The sequence below is a fragment of the Streptomyces sp. NPDC052016 genome, from assembly GCF_044548445.1.
Classification (GTDB): Bacteria; Actinomycetota; Actinomycetes; order Streptomycetales; family Streptomycetaceae; genus Streptomyces.
On sequence record NZ_JBIUBX010000044.1, the window covers coordinates 37,805 to 55,917 of the forward strand.

Here is an 18,113-nt window from a genome sequence, read left to right on the forward strand (position 1 = left end):
GAACACATGCCCCGCCCCAGCCGCGGGCCGCCTTCACCACGCGCGGACCGAGGCTGCCGAGTGCCCGGGTGATCAGTGCCTTGGTGAGCGCCTCCTCCTCGCTCATGGCCTGCAGCCACATGAGGAACCCGGCACCGTCATGGGGGCGGACGGCGTAGGAGACGACGCCGACCACGTGCCCATCCGCGTCGTGCAGAACGTCCGTCACGGGCGTTGCCGGTTCGGCCCACCAGTCGCCGTCCACCGGCGACCGGCCGGCCAGGGCCTCGGCGAGCATCTCCGGCGTGGTCTCGGGCTGTCCCGGCAGCCTGTCGGCGTTGACCAGGTCGAGCACCGCTCGCTCGTCAGCCGCCGTGGACCGCTGTACCGAAAGCTGCGTCGCCGGACCATGCGATGAGGTTGCCAAGGGTCCTTGCCGCCCTTCCTGGTCGCCGCTTCTCTGCTCCAGCCTGCGCCACGGCACGACCGCGATCCGTTCCGCGTGAGGGCGAACCCCTCGATCTCCCCCCGGGCGTGCGTGAGCGGCACGGCACACATGAGTGGCGCAGCGGCGCCGGTCCGCGCAGTAAACAAGTGGCGCCCGTTCTCGCGCCCGTTCTACAGTCAGGGCCACGGGGGCGGCTCCGCCGGTGTGCTTCCTTCTTCCTTCCTGCGAATCCCGTAGCGCGCCCACTCTCCGCCCCCGCTCCGCACCCGTCTCGCGTCAGAGCCTCGCTCACGACGAGTCCGGGTGCCCGTCGAGGCTCTCTTCCCCGCGCTCCGGAGGAACTCCGCTTGTCCGTACTCGCGTCCGTGCTGCTCCGCCGTCTCCGTACCGTCTACGTCGACCAGGCCGGGCCACGGCCGGGCGACCCGTCGACGGACGAGGGACTCGTCGCGCTCGAAGCCGAGCTGCTGGAACGGGGGTTCGCGCCGAACGCGCGGCTGCGGGCGGCGCTGGCATGGCTGGGGCCGGCCGGACTGGCCGACGCCGGGCGGCAGTTGGTCGCGCACATCGACGCCGAGCTGGGCGCGGACCGTACGCACATGCCGCTGTTCCGCACCTTCCCGGCGTCGGTTCCCGACGACACGTTCCAGCTGTGGGTCGACCGCGTCTTCACGCTGTTGCTGCAGTGGCCGAAGCAGCCGTGCGTGCTGTGCGGCACGGTCGGCAGCGTCCACCCGGTGGCGCCGTGCGCGCACCTGGTGTGCCGGGAGTGCTGGGACGGCGCGGACTACTCGGGCTGCCCCCTCTGCCACCGCCGCGTCGATCCGGCCGACCCCTTTCTGAAGCCGGCGCCGCCTCGGCACGCGCGCGAGATGTCCGTGGGCCCGCTGAAGCTGCTCGCACTCGGCCGGGACGCGCGCGCGGACGCCGTGACGGCGCTGCGGACGCTGCTGGCCCGTCGTACGCCGCTGCCGCCGCGGGACCGGGAGGACCTGGCGGTGCTGCTGGCGCACGCGCCCGCGGGAGTCGCCTGGTTCCCGGAGGAGATTCCGGTGCGGGAGACGAAGGCGCTGGTGCTGGGGCGCATGCTGCGGGCGCGCGACCGGCGCGCCGACGCGCTGGAGCTGATCGACGGTCACCTCACGACCGCGACGGACGTGCTGCGGCTGCTGTGCGTGTGGTCCGGGGGCGAGGCCGATCTGATCGAGCCGCCGCGGCTGCGGTCGCTGCCGCGCGGACTGCGTCGCCGGCTGCTCGCCGTGCTCGACGGGCTGCCGGCCCCTTCGCTGGTGGAGGACGTACTGCGGCATCCGGTGCTCTGGAAGCGGGCCGCGGAGATCCTGCACCCGTACGAGCAGCACGCCCGCCATCCGAAGGCGGCGTTGGCCTTCGCCGTGCTGCGGGGCACGGACGTCTCGGTGCCGGCTGGGAGCGGCGCGGGCGTCTCGGGGGCGTCGCCGGCCGAGGTCCCCCGGCGCGGCGCCGGCACCGCGGGAGGCACCGCGTCGGGCGGGTCGCTGCCCGACGCCGCGCACCACCCGGGCGCCGCCCTCGCCGAGGCGCTCCTGCGGACCGCCGCCGCCCACCCCGACGCCGTCCGTGCCGACGGCTCCCGGCTGCGTGCCGTCACCTGGAGTGCCCGCGTCGAGCAGGCGCTGGCCGAGAAGGACATCGAGGGGGCGCTCGCGCTGCTGGCGCGGCGGCCCGGTGAGCTGCTCCGCCGCCTCGACCACCTGCTGCGGCTGCGTCCGCTCGACGCCCTGCCGGAGGGCTTCGCGGAGGTCCTGCGGCGGGTCCTGCCCCAGGCGGGCCCGGCCCCGCTGCTGGCCGCGCTCGGTCGGCTGAGGATCCGTCATGTGCCATCCGAACGGCGCGTGTTCTTCCCGCGCGGCCAGGTCACGCACGCGTACACCGTGGACGACACCCGCCCCCCGCTGTCACCGGCGGTGACGCGTGAGGTGTGCGCGCTGCTGGAGGCGGAGGCGGTGCGCCGGCTGTCGGCCGCCCCGCGCGTGGAGCTGGCCGTGCTCGACTCGGGTCTCACCGGCCTCGCGGTGCCGGCCACCGAGCGCGCCGACACCAAGACCCTGATCGCGGTACCGCGCGGCAGCACACAGCCGCTGCCCGAGGGCGAGGTCATGCGGCTGTTCCTGCACTGGACGGAGCCCGCGAAGACCCGCGTCGACCTCGACCTGTCGGTGGCGCTGTACGACGAGAACTGGGAGTTCGTCGACCTGTGCGACTACACCAACCTGGTGTACGGCGACCGGTGGGCGGTGCACTCGGGCGACCTGACCTCGGCTCCCGCGCCGTGCGGCGCCACCGAGTACGTCGACCTGGACCTCACCGCGCTCGGCGGCCTGGGCGTGCGGTACGCGCTGCCCGTCGTCTTCAGCTACAACGACATCCCCTTCGAGCGGCTCCTGGACGCCTTCGCGGGCTTCATGACGCTCGCCTCGGCCGCCGAGGAGGACCGTGACGCCTCGTACGACCCGCGCACCGTGCGCCAGCGCTACGACCTCGTCGGCGACTCGCGCGTCCACGTCCCGCTCATAGTGGACCTGCGCCACCGCACGTTCCTGTGGACGGACCTGCACGTGTCGGCCGCCGAGGGCTACCACAACGTGCACCGGCACGCCGCCGACCTGGGCCGGGCGGGCCGGGACCTGTACCAGTACTTCGCCTCCGGCCGTACGACGCTGTGGGACCTCGCGGTGTGGCACGCCGCCGCGCGCGCGGACGAGGTCGCGGTGGTGCGGCGCGCGCCGCGACCGGGTGCCGTCGACGAGCTGTGGCACTACGTGCGGCGGGACGGCGAGAGGGACACGGCGTTCGCGGCCCGCGTGCGTGCGCTGGAGGAGCCCGAGCGGCGGGAGCGTCCGGAGGGCGGCGACGGCGCCGACGGGCTGGCCGCCGAAGCCGCCGCGAAGAAGCGGGTGTTGCTGGCGCTGGTGCACGGCGGCGTGGCGCCGGAGCGCGCCTGCGGGGAGGTGTACCGGCTGCTGCCCGGGCCGGTCGACGGCTGTGGTCTGACGCCGCTGGCGGCCGGCGACCTGGTGGCGGCGCTGGGCTGACGGCACCGGGCCGACGGCACCCCCGTGCGGGTACGCCGGCCGAACTCCCGTACGGCCCCCGTACTTTCCGTCCTTCTTCGTCCCGCACGCGCGTGTGGCCGTGCCCGCTGCTCCGCCGGGACGCGTGCACGGGGTGTCAGTGGCGGCCCGTATCCTCAGGAACCATGCTCGAAGACGTCACGACCACAGCGTCCTCCCCCACGGAGTGGCCGGCCGCGTATCCCCCGGGATACGCGGTCGTTGACGTGGAGACCACCGGCCTGGCCCGCGACGACCGGATCATCTCCGCCGCCGTCTACCGGCTGGACGCGCGCGGTGAGGTCGAGGACCACTGGTACACGCTGGTCAACCCGGAGCGCGACCCCGGGCCGGTGTGGATCCACGGTCTGACGAGTGAGGCTCTCGAGGGAGCGCCCCTCTTCCGGGACGTGGCCGAGGAGTTCGCGGCCCGGCTCGCGGACCGGGTGCTCGTCGCGCACAACGCGGTCTTCGACTGGCAGATGATCGCGCGGGAGTACGCGCGCGCGGATCGCGAGGCGCCGGTGAAGCAGCGGCTGTGCACCATCGCGCTCTCCAAGGAGCTGGGCCTGCCGCTGCCCAACCACAAGCTGGAGTCGCTGGCGGCCCACTTCGGCGTCGTCCAGCGGCGGGCGCACCACGCGCTGGACGACGCGCGCGTGCTGGCGGAGGCGTTCCGTCCGAGCCTGCGGGCCGCGGCGGCGGGGGGTGTCCGGCTGCCGCTGCACGAATGCCGTCCGCTCACGGAGTGGCAGGACCGGCCCGTCCCCCGGATCGGGCGGCAGCCGGGCGGTTCCGGGGGGTACGGCGGTTACCGCCCCACCAGTTGGCGTCCGTCCCGCAAACGGCCCGCATGCCCCTATCCCAACCCCGGCCGGTACGAAGAGGGCAAACGGCTCAAGCAGGGCATGCGGGTGGCCTTCTCGGGTGACACGTCGGTCGAGCGGGATCTGCTGGAGGACCGGGCGACCGAGGCGGGGCTGCATGTCGCGACGAGCCTGTCGCGGCTGACCAGCCTGCTGGTCACCAACGACCCCGACTCGGGCACGTCGAAGGTGGTCAAGGCCCGGCAGTTCGGGACGCCGGTCGTCGACGAGGCCGCCTTCGGACAGCTGCTGCGGGACGTGGAGCCGGCGACGGGAGACGCGACGGCCGCGGAGGAGTGACCCGTACGTCCGGGTGATTGCCGCACGACTCGCCCACCGCCCGCTCGCCCCCGCCGCCCCGACCGCTCACCCTGTGGCGCATGGCGACATGTGAAGTTTGCGGAAATAACTACGGAATGACCTTCGAGGTGCACGCGCAGGGCGCGGTGCACGTCTTCGACTGCTTCTCCTGCGCGATCCACCGCATGGCCCCCATCTGCGAGCACTGTCGTGTTCAGATCATCGGTCAGGGCGTCGAGGTCGAGGGCCACTGGTACTGCGGCGCCCACTGCGCGCGGGCGGAGGGGAAGGTGGGCATCGTCGACCGCGTCTGAGACCAGCCCCGCCGCGGAAATCACTCTCCCGGCAGCCCGCCTCTCCCCCGAAGCGCACCCCTGCCGGGAGCACCCCACGGTCCGAGATGTACGGTCGTGGGGTGTACCGCTTCCTGTTGTCCCGGCAGTGGGTGATCCTCACGCTGGTCGCCCTGCTCCTCATCCCCACGATGATCCGGCTGGGCTTCTGGCAGATGCACCGCTACGACGAGCGCACGGCCCGGAACCAGCTGGTCTCCGACGCGCTCACGGCACAGCCGGTGCCCGTCGAGAAGCTGACCTCCCCGGGACACACCGTCACCACCGACCAGCGGTACCGCTCCGTGACCGCCGAGGGCCGCTTCGACCCCGACCGGGAAGTCGTCGTCAGGCGGCGGGTCAACGCCGACGAGGAGGTCGGCTTCCACGTCCTCACCCCGTTCGTCCTGACGGACGGCAAGGTGCTGCTGGTCAACCGCGGCTGGATCCCCGCCGACGGCCCGAGCCAGACCGCGTTCCCCGCGGTCCCCGCACCCCCCGCCGGCACGGTCACCGTCACCGGACGGCTGATGCCCGACGAGACGACCGCGGCCAGCGGCATCAAGGACCTCAAGGGGCTCCCGGACCGGCAGGTCATGCTGATCAACAGCGAGCAGGAGGCGCAGCGTCTCGACGCCCGGGTGCTCGGCGGCTACGTCGTGCAGACCGCACCCGAGCCCAAGGGCGAAACCCCGCAGCTGATCGGCCGGCCCGGCAACGAGGACGCCGCCCTGAACTTCGCGTACGCCATACAGTGGTGGCTCTTCGCCGCGTGCGTGCCCGTCGGCTGGGTGATCCTGGTCCGCCGCGAGCGCCGCGACCGCGCGGAGACGGCCGGCCCGAAGGGCCGGGAGGAAGCGGCGCCCACTCCGGTGTGAGGTCGACGGCGCACGGAGCACCGCGCACGCCGTCGACCGTGTCGTTCCGCTCGACCAGGCCCCGGCGCACCCCGGCGTGATCTTCCCGGGTGCCGGCGGCGGGGTGGGCCAGGCGCGGCTCCCGCGGCCGCGGCCCTGAATGTCATCGCTGCCGCCGGGAACCCGCACTCCGTGCAGCCCCGTATCGAGGACTACGCCCTCATCGGCGACGAACAGACCGCGGCCCTGGTCGGCGTGGACGGCTCCGTCGACTGGCTGTGCCTGCCCCGCTTCGACTCCGCGGCCTGCTTCGCCCGCCTCCTCGGCGACGAGGAGAACGGCCACTGGCGCGTCGCGCCCAAGGGCGCCCAGGGCCCGTGCACACGCCGCGCCTACCGCCCCGGCACCCTCGTCCTGGACACGGAGTGGGAGACCGGCGAGGGTGCGATCCGCGTCACCGACCTGATGCCGCAGCGCGACCGCGCCCCCGACGTCGTCCGCATCGTGCGGGGGCTGCGCGGCCGGGTCACCGTCCGCTCCACGCTGCGGCTGCGCTTCGACTATGGGTGGGTCGTGCCGTGGATGCGCCGGGTCGACGGCCACCGGGTGGCGGTCGCCGGGCCGGACGCGGTGTGGTTCCGCAGCGAACCGGCCGTGCGCACCTGGGGCGAGGACTTCTCCACCCACGCGGAGTTCACCGTGGGCGAGGGCGAGTCGGTGGCGTTCGTGCTCACCTGGCACCCCTCGCACCATCCGCGTCCGCCGCTCGTCGACCCGTACGAGGCGCTGCGGGCCAGTGTCGAGGACTGGCAGGCGTGGTCGGCCCGCTGCCGCTACGACGGCCCGCACCGGGACATGGTCGTGCGCTCCCTGATCACGCTGAAGGCCCTCACCTTCGTGCCGACCGGCGGCATCGTCGCCGCGCTCACCACCTCCCTGCCGGAGGAGATCGGCGGCGTGCGCAACTGGGACTACCGCTACTGCTGGCTGCGCGACTCCACCCTCACCCTGAACGCCCTGCTGGCCGCCGGCTACCAGGAGGAGGCCGAGGAGTGGCGCAACTGGCTGCTGCGCGCCGCCGCCGGCGACCCGGCGGACCTCCAGCTCATGTACGGGCTGGGGGGAGAACGGCGGATGCCGGAGTGCGAACTGCCGTGGCTGTCCGGCTACCTGGGCTCCCGGCCCGTACGCATCGGCAACGGGGCCGTGAACCAGCTCCAGCTCGACGTCTACGGCGAGGTCATGGACTCGCTGTCGCTGGCCCGCGCCGCCGGCCTGTCCCCCAAGCCGCACATCTGGTCGCTGCAGTGCGCGCTGATGAAGTGGCTGTGCCGGAACTGGCGGCAGCCGGACGAAGGGCTCTGGGAGGTGCGCGGCGGCCGCCGCCAGTTCGTGCACTCCAAGGTCATGGTCTGGGTGGCCGCCGACCGTGCCGTCCGCACGCTGGAGAGCCACCCCGGGCTGCACGGCGACCTGGAGGGCTGGCGGGCACTGCGCGACGAGGTGCACCGCGAGGTGTGCGAGAAGGGCTACGACGCCGAGCGGAACACCTTCACCCAGTACTACGGCTCGCGCGACCTCGACGCCTCCCTGCTGCTCATCCCCCGCGTCGGGTTCCTGCCGCCCGGCGACCCGCGGGTGGTCGGCACCATCGACGCGGTCCGCGAGGAGCTCGGCCACGACGGGCTGGTACGCCGCTACAGCACCGACGGCGCCACGGTCGACGGCCTGCCGGGCGGCGAGGGCTCCTTCCTGGCGTGCTCGTTCTGGCTCGCCGACGCCCTGCACATGACGGGCCGCACGAAGGAGGCCCGGGAGCTGTTCGAACGGCTCGTCGACCTGGCCAACGACGTGGGCCTGCTGGCGGAGGAGTACGACCCGGTGAACGGCCGGCACCTCGGCAACTTCCCCCAGGCCTTCAGCCACATCGGCCTGGTCAACACCGCCCTCACGCTGTTCGAAGGCGAGGAGGCAGGATAGGGGCCATGGATCTTGGACTGAAGGACCGGGTGTACGTCGTCACCGGGGCCACGCGCGGCCTCGGCAACGCCGCCGCGCGCGAGCTGGTCGCGGACGGCGCGAAGGTCGTCGTCACCGGACGGGACGAGCAGCGGGCCGCCGACGCGGCGAAGGAGCTGGGGCCGAACGCCGTCGGCCTCGCCGTCGACAACGCCGACCCCGAGGGGCCCGCGCGGCTGATCGCGGCCGCCCGCGAGCACTTCGGCGGGTTCGACGGCATCCTCGTCAGCGTCGGCGGGCCGCCGCCTGGGTTCGTCGCCGACAACAGCGACGAGCAGTGGCAGGCGGCTTTCGAGTCGGTGTTCCTCGGTGCGGTCCGGCTCGCGCGGGCGTCGGCGGCCGAGCTGGAGGCGGGAGGTGTCATCGGGTTCGTGCTCTCCGGGTCGGTGCACGAGCCGATTCCCGGGCTGACGATCTCGAACGGGCTGCGGCCCGGGCTCGCGGGGTTCGCGAAGTCGCTCGCGGACGAGCTGGGTCCGCGAGGGGTCCGGGTCGTGGGGCTGCTGCCGGCGCGGATCGACACGGATCGCGTGCGCGAGCTGGACGGTCTGTCGGCCGACCCCGAGGCCACGCGGGCCGCGAACGAGTCCCGGATCCCGTTGCGGCGGTACGGGACGCCCGAGGAGTTCGGGCGGACGGCGGCCTTCCTGTTGTCGCCGGCCGCGTCCTATCTGACCGGAATCATGGTGCCCGTCGACGGCGGTATGCGACACGGGTTCTGAGCGGCGCGACGCGGCGTGCGGGTGTGAAGCGCCCGCCGCCGCGTTCGGGTAAAGGGCTCGCCGCCGCGCGCGGGTGTGAAGGGCTCGCCGCCGCGCGCGGGTGTGAAGGGCTCGCCGCCGCGCGCTGCAGGTCAAGGGCCCGCCTCCGCATGCCGGAGTGAGGGGCCCGCCGCTGCGTGCGGGAGAGAAGGGCCCGCCTCGCTCTGCGGGTAAAGGGCTCGCCGCCGCATGCGGGAGTCAACAGCCAGCCGCCGCGTGCGGGACTGAAAAGCCCGCCGCGCGCTGCAGGTGAAGGGCCCGCCGCCGCATGCCGGAGCGAGCAGCCCGCCACCGCGTGCGGGACTGAAAAGCCCGCCGCGCGCTGCAGGTGAAGGGCCCGCCGCCGCATGCGGGAGTGAGGGGCCTGCCGCCGCATGCGGGAGCGAGCAGTCCGCCACCGCGTGCGGGACTGAAAAGCCCGCAGCCGCATGCGGTAGTCAACAGCCGGCCGCCGCGTGCGGGACTGAAGAGCCCGCCGCGCGTTGCGGGCGAAGGGCCCGCCGCCGCGTGCGGGTGCGGGCGGAGGGCTGGTCGTGCGTCCGCGCGGGCGTGGGGACCGCGTTTCCGACACGGCCCCGCGTCCCTGTGACGCTCCCCCGCACCCGGATTCAGCTCACCCTTTCCGCACGGTGCCTGGCCGTCCTCAGCCGGACCTCCGCCGGGAGGGTCTCGAGGGCCGCGGAGTCCCTTGCGTGGGCCAGGGACTCGGTCGTCAGGTCGGCCAGGACCTCCGCCGGGTCCACATGCGGTTCCAGGAGGAGTCGCACGCGGGCCTCCGGGGCGTGCCTGCGGCCCGTCAGACGGGCGTGGGCGTGGGACACGCCGTCCAGGCGGGCCGCCTCCGTGGCCAGCACGCCTTCCAGGGCCCGGCCCCGGAGCAGGGCTCCCGCGCCGTCTCCGGTGTCGACGAGGACCTCGCCGAGCCGACGGCGCCGCAGGACGGCGATCAGCCACCACAGGGCGAGCAGGACGAGGAGCGCGAGGACGGCGATGACGGCGGGCCACCACCACGTCTCGTCGCGCCACCGGGTGCGTTCGGCGGTGCTCAGCAGGACGTCACGGGGTCCGTCGTGGATCCACCAGGAGGGCGGGGAGACGCCCAGGCCGACGGCCAGCACCGCACCGCCGACGACGACCAGGACGAGGCCCACGACCCCGAGTGCCACACGGTCGACCGCCCGGATCACCGGCCTCACCCCTTCCTGCCGAGCCGGCGCACACGGACCGACAGCGTGGGCGGGTGGGCCAGGCCCAGGCCGCGGACGGCGTCGCCGAGCACGGCGTCCAGGTCGGCGCGTACGTCGTCCAGTTCGCGGAAGTGGGAGACCGCACGGACGTCGGCCCTGCGGCGGCCCATGCGCACCCGTACCGACTGCACGCCCGCGACCTCCATGGCCCGGTCGCGCAGCACCAGCTCGGCGGCACCCCGGTGGAGCCCGGCGCGGACGTCGGGGCCGGTGCGGCGCATGGGGAGGACGTCGCGCAGGCCCGGGGTGAGGGCGAGGACGATCAGCCACAGACCGAGGGCGACGGCGACGCCCGCGCCGACGAGCACCCAGATGTCGTCCAGGGGCCGTTCGGCGAGCTGCCGGGCGAGCTCGCGACGCGCGTGCAGGGCGGGCCGGTCGGCGCGGACGGCGGCGACGTCGTAGAGGAGGACCCCAGCGAGGGCCAGCAGCAGGAGGGCGATGACGCCCGCCGGGACGCGGCGCGCGGACCAGAAGCGGCCGCTCCGCGGGGCGGGGCCCGGGGTGGTCTCCGGTGGGTCCGGGGTGGTCTTCTCCAGGACCGGCAGTTGCTGTGTGGTGCCCTCGGAGCTCCGGGGCTCGCTCATCGCGTCCTCCCGTGTGCCGCGCCGTGCGCCGCCGTCGGATGCAGCCGTTCCACCAGGACGGCGACTTCCGGCACCTCCATTCCCACCAACGCGCCTACCCGCTCGCTGACGTGACGACGCACCGCGTGGCAGCGCGGGCCGATGCCGGTCGGGTAGTCGAGTTCGAGGTGGACGCTGATGTGGGCCGCTTCGACGGGGGTCCTTCCATCTGCGGGTGGCCGGGCGTGGGGGCGGACGACGACCGTGGCGTACGGGCGTGCCGCTTCGGGCGGCAGAGGGCCCACGGCCTCGAGGGCGGCCTGAGCCGCGACCTTGGCGACGACCCGGTCGGCGATGTGGGTCGCGCCCCGCTCACCCGGCGGGACGACGCCCGGGCCACGGCCGAGGGCGTCGTTCCCCTCACTCACGGACGTCACCGTCGACGGTCGTCACGTGTGCGCAAGAAGTCGCTCAGTTCCATGTCACCCTCCAGGAACCGGCCGACGAAGAAGCCGACGGCGCCCAGCGCCGCCACCAGCAGGAAGGCCCCGAACCCGCCGAAGTATCCGGCGAAGCCCAGCGCCATGCCGGCGATCATTCCGACCACGGCCATGCTCAAGGTGTTCTCCCCTCACCGGTCTCCCGGTTGCCGTGTCACTGGATCCGGGGTTCCGGCTCCTCTTCCTCTTCCTCCGGCAGTTTGACGTCGCTCACCGCGATGTTGACCTCGACGACCTCGAGTCCGGTCATCCGCTCCACGGCCGCGACCACGTTCTCCCGCACGTCCCGGGCGACGTCCGCGATGGACACGCCGTAGTCGACGACGATCTCCAGGTCCAGCGCGGTCTGCACCTCGCCGACCTCGGCCTTGACGCCCCGGGTGACCGACTTGGACCCGCCGGGAACCCGGTCGCGCATGGCACCGATGGTGCGGCTGAGGCCGCCGCCCATGGCGTGGACGCCGAGCACGTCCCGGGCCGCCAGGCCGGCGATCTTCTCCACGACTCCGTCGGCGATGGTGGTGCGCCCTCGGGTGCCCGGGTCTCCACCGCCACGCCTGGTGGCCTTGCGGGTCTGCACCGCTTCCGAGCCCCCGACCGGGGTCTGCGTCCGGTTCTGCTCCGATGTCTCGCTCATCACCGTACGTCCTTTTCGGTTGCCTTCCTTCGACCACGGTAAGCGCGGTTTCACGTCCGCGCCCCGGGGATGGGGCAGGCTGGAGGAATGACGGCGGACGGATGGACGCGCGCGGTGCGGGACCGGCTGGTCGTGGGCCGACTGCTCCCCCTGGGTGGACCGCGCGACGGTGCCTGGATCACGGAAGAAGCGGCGCAGGCGGTGCTGCGGCGGGCGGTGCGGGGGCTGCCGGGTGTACGCCTGGGTCCGCTGCGGATCGCGGTGGCCGATCCGGAGGGAGCGTACGAGCCGGTCGTGCCGCCACCGCCGAGCGCCCTGCCGCCGGGGCCGCTGCGGGTGTCGGCGGACTGCGCGGCGACGGCCGCCGAGCCGCTGCCGGCGACGGCGGCCCGGCTGCGGACGGCGCTGGCGACGGCCGCGGCGGAGCGGCTGGGGCTGGTGGTGGCGGAGGTGGATCTGCGGGTGACCGCGCTGCTGGACGCTGTCGACGCGGAGGACGCCGAGCCGGAGCGGGCGGAGGGGGTGCGTGGCCCGCGGCCGTCGGAGGCGGCCGGTGGGGGCGAGGGGGACGCGGCGCGCGTCGCCGCCGCGGCGCTGTCCGTGCCGGGCGTCGCGGCGCTGACCGATCTGCTCGGGCGGGCGGTGCACGTCGAGGAGCGGCAGGGCGGGGGCACCGCCCTGCCGCGCCGGCACGCGCGCGTGGAGATCGCGGTGGCCGCGGACCACCGGGCGCTGGACGTGGCCCGGGAGGTCCGCGGCGTGGTGTCGGGGGCGTTGCGGGATCAGCCGACGGTGGCGGTGCTGGTGACCTCGGCGGGGTGAGCGTCCGGCGCGACCGCTGTCCGGGATCCCCGGACACGCGGGAGCGTGCGCACCCGGCTCATTCGCCCAGGCCGGCGAGGTCCCGCAGCCGTCGGGCCTGGGCGGCGCGCTCGGCGGCCCGCTGCTCGTCGTAGGTGCGGTCGGCCGCGCCGCGCAGCAGCGCCTTGGTCTCGACGACCGCGTCACGGGGCGCGGCCAGGAGCGCCGCGGCCAGTTCACGGACCGCCGCGTCCAGTTCTGCGGCGGGCACGGCGATGTTGGCGAGCCCGGAGCTCACCGCCTCCTCGGCGTGCACGAAGCGGCCGGTCAGGCACATCTCGACGGCGCGGCCGTAGCCGACCAGGGAGACGAGGGGGTGCGTGCCGGTGAGGTCCGGGACGAGGCCGAGGCTGGTCTCGCGCATGGCGAACTGCACGTCGTCCGCGACGACGCGCAGGTCACAGGCGAGGGCGAGTTGGAAGCCCGCACCGATGGCGTGGCCCTGGACGGCGGCGATGGACACGAGGTCGCTGCGTCGCCACCAGGTGAAGCCCTCCTGGAACTCGGCGATGGCGCTGTCGAGTTCGGCGTCGCCGCTGCGGGCGAGGTCGATGAAGGAGGGTTCGCCCTCGATCCCCTCGGGCGTGAACATCTGCCGGTCGAGGCCGGCGGAGAAGGACTTGCCCTCGCCGCGCAGCACGACCACACGCACGGAGCCCGGCAGTTGCCGCCCGGCTTCGGCGAGCGCGCGCCACATCGCGGGACTTTGCGCGTTGCGCTTGGCCGGGTTGGTCAGCGTCACCGTCGCGAGCGCGTCGTCGACGGTGAGCCGTACGCCGTCCTTGTCGAGCAGGGGAACGAGTTCCTGGTCGGGCGTGGCCATGGGGCGCCTCCGGTGGGTGCGGTCAGCAGAGCATGCTGCGAGCGATGCTAAGTGACTGCACAGTAACCACCCGGCCGATCCAGGGTCTCCTCAGGCCCCCTCGGGGGCACCTCGGAAGACCGACCGGGTGGCCACCATCGGCGCCGGTGGGCCGCCCGGGGTCAGGACGAGGCGGCCTTCTTGCCCCGTGTCGCCCCGCCACGCCCACGGAGCGTGACGCCCGACTCGCTGAGCATCCGGTGTACGAAGCCATACGAGCGGCCGGTTTCCTCGGCCAGCGCCCGGATGCTCGCACCGGAGTCGTACTTCTTCTTCAGGTCTGCCGCGAGCTTGTCGCGCGCGGCGCCGGTCACCCGGCTGCCCTTCTTCAGAGTCTCGGCCACCCGTGCCTCCTCATGGGAAGTGCGCTCTGGTCTCCTCATGATCACCCCTCCGGGGCGTGATGGCCACCCATTCGGCAAGGTCCGTGCGACAGGCTTGTGACGACAGGAGTGCGTCCCCACAAACGGAACGCGTCATTCCAACCGGTGATGTTCGTGGGGCCGAACGGGTTGTTCCGCGAAGTGGCAGGTCAGGGACGCGAGACGGCCGGCCCCTTGTCGACAAAGGGACCGGCCGCGACTTCGATGTAGGACACACCTCGATACGAGGAGATCTCACACAGATGATGGATCAACGGTAAGCCGAATGATCCATACGCCGTGGATCACTCATTCGATCAAGCCAGGGCGACGAGATCCGCGTAGTCGGAGCCCCACAGGTCCTCGACCCCGTCGGGGAGCAGGATGATCCGCTCGGGCTGCAGCGCCTCGACGGCGCCCTCGTCGTGCGTGACGAGGACGACCGCGCCCTTGTAGGTGCGCAGCGCGCCGAGGATCTCCTCGCGGCTCGCCGGGTCGAGGTTGTTCGTGGGCTCGTCGAGCAGCAGCACGTTCGCCGAGGAGACCACCAGCGTGGCGAGCGCGAGACGGGTCTTCTCACCGCCGGACAGCACACCCGCCGGCTTGTCGACGTCGTCGCCGGAGAACAGGAACGACCCGAGCACCTTGCGGACCTCGACCAGGTCCATGTCGGGCGCGGCGGAGCGCATGTTCTCCAGGACCGTGCGGTCCGCGTCCAGGGTCTCGTGCTCCTGGGCGTAGTAGCCGAGCTTGAGGCCGTGGCCGGGGACGACCGCGCCCGTATCGGGCTGTTCGACGCCGGCGAGAAGCCTGAGCAGGGTGGTCTTGCCCGCGCCGTTGAGGCCGAGGATGACGACCCTCGACCCCTTGTCGATGGCCAGGTCGACGTCGGTGAAGATCTCCAGCGAGCCGTACGACTTCGACAGTCCCTCGGCCATGAGCGGCGTCTTGCCGCAGGGCGCGGGCTCCGGGAAGCGGAGCTTGGCGACCTTGTCGGACTGCCGGACCGCCTCCAGACCGGACAGCAGCTTGTCGGCGCGGCGGGCCATGTTCTGCGCGGCGACGGTCTTGGTGGCCTTGGCGCGCATCTTGTCGGCCTGCGAGTGCAGTGCGGCCGCCTTCTTCTCGGCGTTGGCGCGCTCGCGCTTGCGGCGCTTCTCGTCCGCCTCGCGCTGCTGCTGGTAGAGCTTCCAGCCCATGTTGTAGACGTCGATCTGGGAGCGGTTGGCGTCCAGGTAGAACACCTTGTTGACGACCGTCTCGACCAGGTCGACGTCGTGGGAGATGACGATGAAGCCGCCGCGGTAGGTCTTGAGGTAGTCCCGCAGCCAGATGATCGAGTCGGCGTCCAGGTGGTTCGTCGGCTCGTCGAGGAGCAGGGTGTCCGCGTCGGAGAACAGGATCCGGGCCAGTTCCACACGGCGGCGCTGACCGCCGGAGAGCGTGTGCAGCGGCTGGCCGAGCACGCGGTCGGGCAGGTTGAGCGCGGCGGCGATGGTGGCGGCCTCTGCCTCGGCGGCGTACCCGCCCTTGGTGAGGAACTCCGTCTCCTGGCGCTCGTACTGCCTCAGGGCCTTCTCGCGGGTGGCGCCCTGCCCGTTGGCGATGCGCTGTTCGTTCTCCCGCATCTTGCGGATCAGGACGTCCAGGCCGCGCGCGGAGAGGATGCGGTCGCGGGCGAGGACGTCCAGGTCGCCGGTGCGGGGGTCCTGCGGGAGGTAGCCGACCTCGCCGGAGCGGGTGACGGTGCCGCCGGCCGGGATGCCCTCGCCGGCCAGGACCTTGGTGAGCGTCGTCTTGCCGGCGCCGTTGCGCCCGACCAGGCCGATGCGGTCACCCTTGGCGACACGGAAGGAAGCGTTCTCGATGAGGATGCGGGCACCGGCGCGCAGCTCGATGCCGGAGGCGGAAATCACGGTCAGACTCCAGGGCGGGGTCGTTGGCGGGATGGGCGGCTGAGGACGTTCCCGCCGTCTAATGCGCGAGGAGAATGGCCATGGGGCCAGTCTAACGGGGTCGTGCAACCACTTTTTCTTGGTTCGGGTGTTCGATCTTTCCGTGGGGGTGTGACTTTCGGGGGAGGGGCGGTGGGCGCGCTGTCAGACTGGGCGGTGACTCTTCCGGCAGTCGTCACAAGGGAGTGATCGGCATGGCAGGGGCGAACGGCGGGCGTCCGAGCATCTATCCGACGGTGCTGTACCGGGACGCCAAGGCGGCGATCCAGCAGCTCACGGAGGCTTTCGGGTTCACCGAGCTGTCGGTGTACGAGGGTGAGGACGGGTCGGTGCTGCACGCCGAGCTGGTGCAGGGCAACGGCGCGGTGATGCTGGGCTCGAAGGGCCGGGGCGGTGTCTTCGACACGGCGATGAAGGACGCGGGCCCGACCGGGGTGTACGTCGTCGTGGACGACGTCGACGCCCACCACCGGCGGGCCGTGGAGCACGGCGCGGAGATCCTGATGCCCCCGACGGACCAGGACTACGGCTCCCGGGACTACATGGCCCGCGACGCCGAGGGCAACGTCTGGAGCTTCGGCACGTACGCGCCCGAGATACAGGGCTGACGGCCTCCCCGCCCGCTCGCCGGTGGCCTCGCCCTCCCCGGGCTTCTAGGGGGTCAGTTGCCCCCGGTGTGGACCTGGAAGGCCGCCCGGCGGACGGCCTTGGCCAGGGCCGGGTCGGGGTGCGCGGCCGCGAGCGCGACCAGGACCTGCACGGTGCGCGGGTGACCGACCGCGCGCACCTCGTCCAGGAGCGCCGGCACGGTCGGCTGCACCGCGGACTCCAGGTGCCGCACCAGCATCGGCGCCTCGCCGTGGTCGGCGACGGCCGCGGCGGTGTCGACCCACAGCCAGGTCGCCTCCTCGCGGGTCAGCACCTCGTGCGCGTCCTCGGGGTCCGCGCCGTCGTGCTCAGCCAGCCACAGCAGGGCGTACGGCCGCAGGGCCGGCTCCTCGACGACGGCCCGGACGTCGGGCTCGGCGGGCGCGCCGACGACGCGCAGCGCCTCGAAGGCGAGGCCCCGCAGCAGGGCGTCCTCGCCGCGGGCGGCCGACAGCAGCTCGGTGACGGCACTCCCGACGGGGCGGGCGGCCAGCCAGGCGCGGTACTCGGCACGGGCCGCGTTCGGGCGCAGCTGGGCGCAGCCGCGCAGCATCTCCTCGGCGGCGACCTCGATGTTGCCGGCGGGGCTCTGCGCGGCGACACAGATCTGCTCCAGCTTGACCCAGACCGCCCAGCTGCCGAGCGGGGTGAGGGTGGCCTGTCCGTCGCCGCAGGTGAGTGCGCCCACGGAGGCGAGGGCGTGCAGGGCCCAGTCGAGGAGCGGGGCGAGTTCGGCGGCTTGGGCGGGTTCGGCCTGGTCTGCGTCGGTCTCGGCACGTGTGGCGGTGCCAAGGGTGGCGCCGGAGGGGCTGGTGGGGCCTGTGGCCCCGGGGGACCCTGTGGGGCTCGCCGTGTCGGTCTCGGGATCGTAGGTGACCTCGCAGCGCTCGGTGCGCAGTTCGGTGACACGCTGACGCAGGAGGTCGAGGAGCTGGTCCACGGGGACGGGGCCGGCGGACAGCTGCAGGAAGGAGAGCACCTGCGGCATGGCCGAGACGACCTCGGCGACGGCGGCGGGCTCCTGGTCGGAGGGTTCCGGGGTGGCGAGCGACCACGCGTCGAAGAGGGCGACCCAGCCGCGCAGTACGGCGCTGTCGTCGCGGTCCCAGGCGCGCAGGCGCCAGCCGGGGCGGGCGCTGTCGCCGTGCACCTCCACGAGGCCGGCGAGGCGGGCGGTGTCCCAGTCGGCGCGGACCTGAGCCGGGGTCAGGGCGAGGTCGCGGGCGGCTCGTTCGGCGGTCGCGTCGGAGAGGGTGGCCTTGCCGTCGTCGGTCGCCGCGTCGCTGCCGGGGCCGAGGGCGGCGTCGGCCCAGCGGGCGACGCGAGCGGCGGCGGCGAGACCCGAGCGCGCCATTCTGGCCAGCTCCGCTGGGGCGGGCGTGCCCTCCGGCGGGCGAGGCGCGGGGCGGCGCGGGCGCCGCTGGTTCACAGCTGTGGGGGCGGCGGCCAGGGGTCGCGGGCGGACGAGTCGAAGCCTGGAGTCGCGCGGGATACGGGACGTCACGGGTGCAGTCTTCCGGTTGACGGTCCGAAAACCCAAACGGAATGTCGTGGGGGGCTGCGGGAGTGGGTGGTGTACGGGGGTGGGAGAGGGGTGGGGAGGTGTGATCAAGCCAGTGGTACGGGGTTAAACGGAACCTTTGGGGCGGGTGGCCGCGTATGCCTGCGGCGCTGGCGGGGGGCGCCTGAGGGGTGGGGGGTGGGTCGGGGGGGGGGGGGGGGGGGGGGGGGGGCGGGGGGGGGGGGGGGGGGGGGGGGGGGGGGGGGGGGTGGGGGGGGGGGGGGGGGGGGGGGGGGGGGGGGGGGGGCGCCCCCCCCGCC

The 18,113-nt window shown here is 73.6% G+C and carries 17 protein-coding genes; 8 read left to right on the plus strand and 9 right to left on the minus strand.

All coding sequences use genetic code 11. The annotated features are described in order from the left end of the window. Window positions 1-774 precede the first annotated feature (774 nt). From ACIHAR_RS37995 to ACIHAR_RS38020, 6 genes are all read left to right on the plus strand, one after another. Window positions 775-3,501 (plus strand): MXAN_6230/SCO0854 family RING domain-containing protein, encoded by a 2,727-nt coding sequence (locus tag ACIHAR_RS37995; protein ID WP_400023804.1) that lies wholly within the window; start codon window positions 775-777, stop codon window positions 3,499-3,501. 164 nt (window positions 3,502-3,665) lie between these two features. Then, window positions 3,666-4,685, plus strand: coding sequence for a DEDDh family exonuclease (locus ACIHAR_RS38000; protein ID WP_365468193.1), 1,020 nt, complete (start codon window positions 3,666-3,668; stop codon window positions 4,683-4,685). 80 nt (window positions 4,686-4,765) lie between these two features. Beyond that, the gene (locus ACIHAR_RS38005) at window positions 4,766-4,999 is read left to right on the plus strand and encodes a hypothetical protein (protein WP_188291435.1); all 234 of its coding nucleotides are present in this window, start codon (window positions 4,766-4,768) and stop codon (window positions 4,997-4,999) included. A gap of 101 nt (window positions 5,000-5,100) precedes the next feature. Next, the gene (locus tag ACIHAR_RS38010; protein WP_400023805.1) at window positions 5,101-5,895 is read left to right on the plus strand and encodes an SURF1 family protein; all 795 of its coding nucleotides are present in this window, start codon (window positions 5,101-5,103) and stop codon (window positions 5,893-5,895) included. 171 nt (window positions 5,896-6,066) lie between these two features. Beyond that, window positions 6,067-7,854, plus strand: coding sequence for a glycoside hydrolase family 15 protein (locus tag ACIHAR_RS38015; protein WP_365468199.1), 1,788 nt, complete (start codon window positions 6,067-6,069; stop codon window positions 7,852-7,854). A gap of 5 nt (window positions 7,855-7,859) precedes the next feature. Then, complete coding sequence (locus tag ACIHAR_RS38020; RefSeq protein ID WP_388761005.1) at window positions 7,860-8,615, plus strand: SDR family oxidoreductase; 756 nt, start codon at window positions 7,860-7,862, stop codon at window positions 8,613-8,615. Window positions 8,616-9,262: 647 nt separating this feature from the next. Here ACIHAR_RS38020 and amaP read toward each other — a convergent pair. Genes amaP through ACIHAR_RS38045 form a run of 5 tightly spaced genes read right to left on the minus strand, consistent with a single transcriptional unit; the run spans window position 9,263 to window position 11,604 of the window. Continuing rightward, complete coding sequence (gene amaP, locus ACIHAR_RS38025; RefSeq protein ID WP_400023807.1) at window positions 9,263-9,841, minus strand: alkaline shock response membrane anchor protein AmaP; 579 nt, start codon at window positions 9,839-9,841, stop codon at window positions 9,263-9,265. A 5-nt stretch (window positions 9,842-9,846) separates the two neighbouring features. After that, on the minus strand, window positions 9,847-10,488 hold the full coding sequence (locus ACIHAR_RS38030) for a DUF6286 domain-containing protein (protein WP_365468208.1): 642 nt from the start codon (window positions 10,486-10,488) through the stop codon (window positions 9,847-9,849). After that, window positions 10,485-10,904, minus strand: a complete 420-nt coding sequence (locus tag ACIHAR_RS38035) for a hypothetical protein (protein WP_365468211.1) — start codon at window positions 10,902-10,904, stop codon at window positions 10,485-10,487. Before ACIHAR_RS38035 ends, ACIHAR_RS38030 begins: the two co-directional genes overlap by 4 nt. Beyond that, entirely contained in the window at window positions 10,901-11,086 is a 186-nt protein-coding gene (locus ACIHAR_RS38040; RefSeq protein ID WP_365468214.1) for a hypothetical protein, read from the minus strand. The genes ACIHAR_RS38035 and ACIHAR_RS38040 overlap by 4 nt, the downstream gene beginning before the upstream one ends. A gap of 35 nt (window positions 11,087-11,121) precedes the next feature. Then, the gene (locus ACIHAR_RS38045) at window positions 11,122-11,604 is read right to left on the minus strand and encodes an Asp23/Gls24 family envelope stress response protein (RefSeq protein WP_365468217.1); all 483 of its coding nucleotides are present in this window, start codon (window positions 11,602-11,604) and stop codon (window positions 11,122-11,124) included. Window positions 11,605-11,691: 87 nt separating this feature from the next. On the opposite strand from ACIHAR_RS38045, the gene ACIHAR_RS38050 reads away from it, so the two are divergent. Beyond that, on the plus strand, window positions 11,692-12,426 hold the full coding sequence (locus ACIHAR_RS38050; protein ID WP_365468220.1) for a nucleopolyhedrovirus P10 family protein: 735 nt from the start codon (window positions 11,692-11,694) through the stop codon (window positions 12,424-12,426). Window positions 12,427-12,484: 58 nt separating this feature from the next. Here ACIHAR_RS38050 and ACIHAR_RS38055 read toward each other — a convergent pair whose 3' ends face one another. The 3 genes from ACIHAR_RS38055 to abc-f all read right to left on the minus strand — a co-directional run bounded on the left by ACIHAR_RS38055 (window position 12,485) and on the right by abc-f (window position 15,605). After that, window positions 12,485-13,288 carry an enoyl-CoA hydratase/isomerase family protein gene (locus ACIHAR_RS38055; RefSeq protein WP_365468223.1) on the minus strand — a complete coding sequence of 268 codons (804 nt, stop codon included), beginning with the start codon at window positions 13,286-13,288 and terminating at the stop codon, window positions 12,485-12,487. A gap of 161 nt (window positions 13,289-13,449) precedes the next feature. Then, window positions 13,450-13,671 (minus strand): helix-turn-helix domain-containing protein, encoded by a 222-nt coding sequence (locus ACIHAR_RS38060; protein WP_004002281.1) that lies wholly within the window; start codon window positions 13,669-13,671, stop codon window positions 13,450-13,452. Between the two features lie 335 nt (window positions 13,672-14,006). After that, on the minus strand, window positions 14,007-15,605 hold the full coding sequence (abc-f, locus tag ACIHAR_RS38065; protein WP_365468226.1) for a ribosomal protection-like ABC-F family protein: 1,599 nt from the start codon (window positions 15,603-15,605) through the stop codon (window positions 14,007-14,009). 233 nt (window positions 15,606-15,838) lie between these two features. On the opposite strand from abc-f, the gene ACIHAR_RS38070 reads away from it, so the two are divergent. Further along, on the plus strand, window positions 15,839-16,252 hold the full coding sequence (locus tag ACIHAR_RS38070; protein ID WP_365468228.1) for a VOC family protein: 414 nt from the start codon (window positions 15,839-15,841) through the stop codon (window positions 16,250-16,252). 53 nt (window positions 16,253-16,305) lie between these two features. Here ACIHAR_RS38070 and ACIHAR_RS38075 read toward each other — a convergent pair whose 3' ends face one another. After that, the gene (locus ACIHAR_RS38075; protein WP_365468231.1) at window positions 16,306-17,796 is read right to left on the minus strand and encodes a hypothetical protein; all 1,491 of its coding nucleotides are present in this window, start codon (window positions 17,794-17,796) and stop codon (window positions 16,306-16,308) included. Between the last annotated feature and the right edge of the window lie 317 nt (window positions 17,797-18,113).

Excerpts from the sequence above, each read along its gene's own strand:
- ACIHAR_RS38000 (WP_365468193.1), top strand. The coding sequence starts at position 3,666 with ATGCTCGAAGACGTCACGACCACAGCGTCCTCCCCCACGGAGTGGCCG.
- ACIHAR_RS38005 (WP_188291435.1), top strand. The coding sequence starts at position 4,766 with ATGGCGACATGTGAAGTTTGCGGAAATAACTACGGAATGACCTTCGAG.
- ACIHAR_RS38020 (WP_388761005.1), top strand. The coding sequence starts at position 7,860 with ATGGATCTTGGACTGAAGGACCGGGTGTACGTCGTCACCGGGGCCACG.
- ACIHAR_RS38030 (WP_365468208.1), bottom strand. The coding sequence starts at position 10,488 with ATGAGCGAGCCCCGGAGCTCCGAGGGCACCACACAGCAACTGCCGGTC.
- ACIHAR_RS38045 (WP_365468217.1), bottom strand. The coding sequence starts at position 11,604 with ATGAGCGAGACATCGGAGCAGAACCGGACGCAGACCCCGGTCGGGGGC.
- ACIHAR_RS38050 (WP_365468220.1), top strand. The coding sequence starts at position 11,692 with ATGACGGCGGACGGATGGACGCGCGCGGTGCGGGACCGGCTGGTCGTG.
- ACIHAR_RS38055 (WP_365468223.1), bottom strand. The coding sequence starts at position 13,288 with ATGGCCACGCCCGACCAGGAACTCGTTCCCCTGCTCGACAAGGACGGC.
- ACIHAR_RS38070 (WP_365468228.1), top strand. The coding sequence starts at position 15,839 with ATGGCAGGGGCGAACGGCGGGCGTCCGAGCATCTATCCGACGGTGCTG.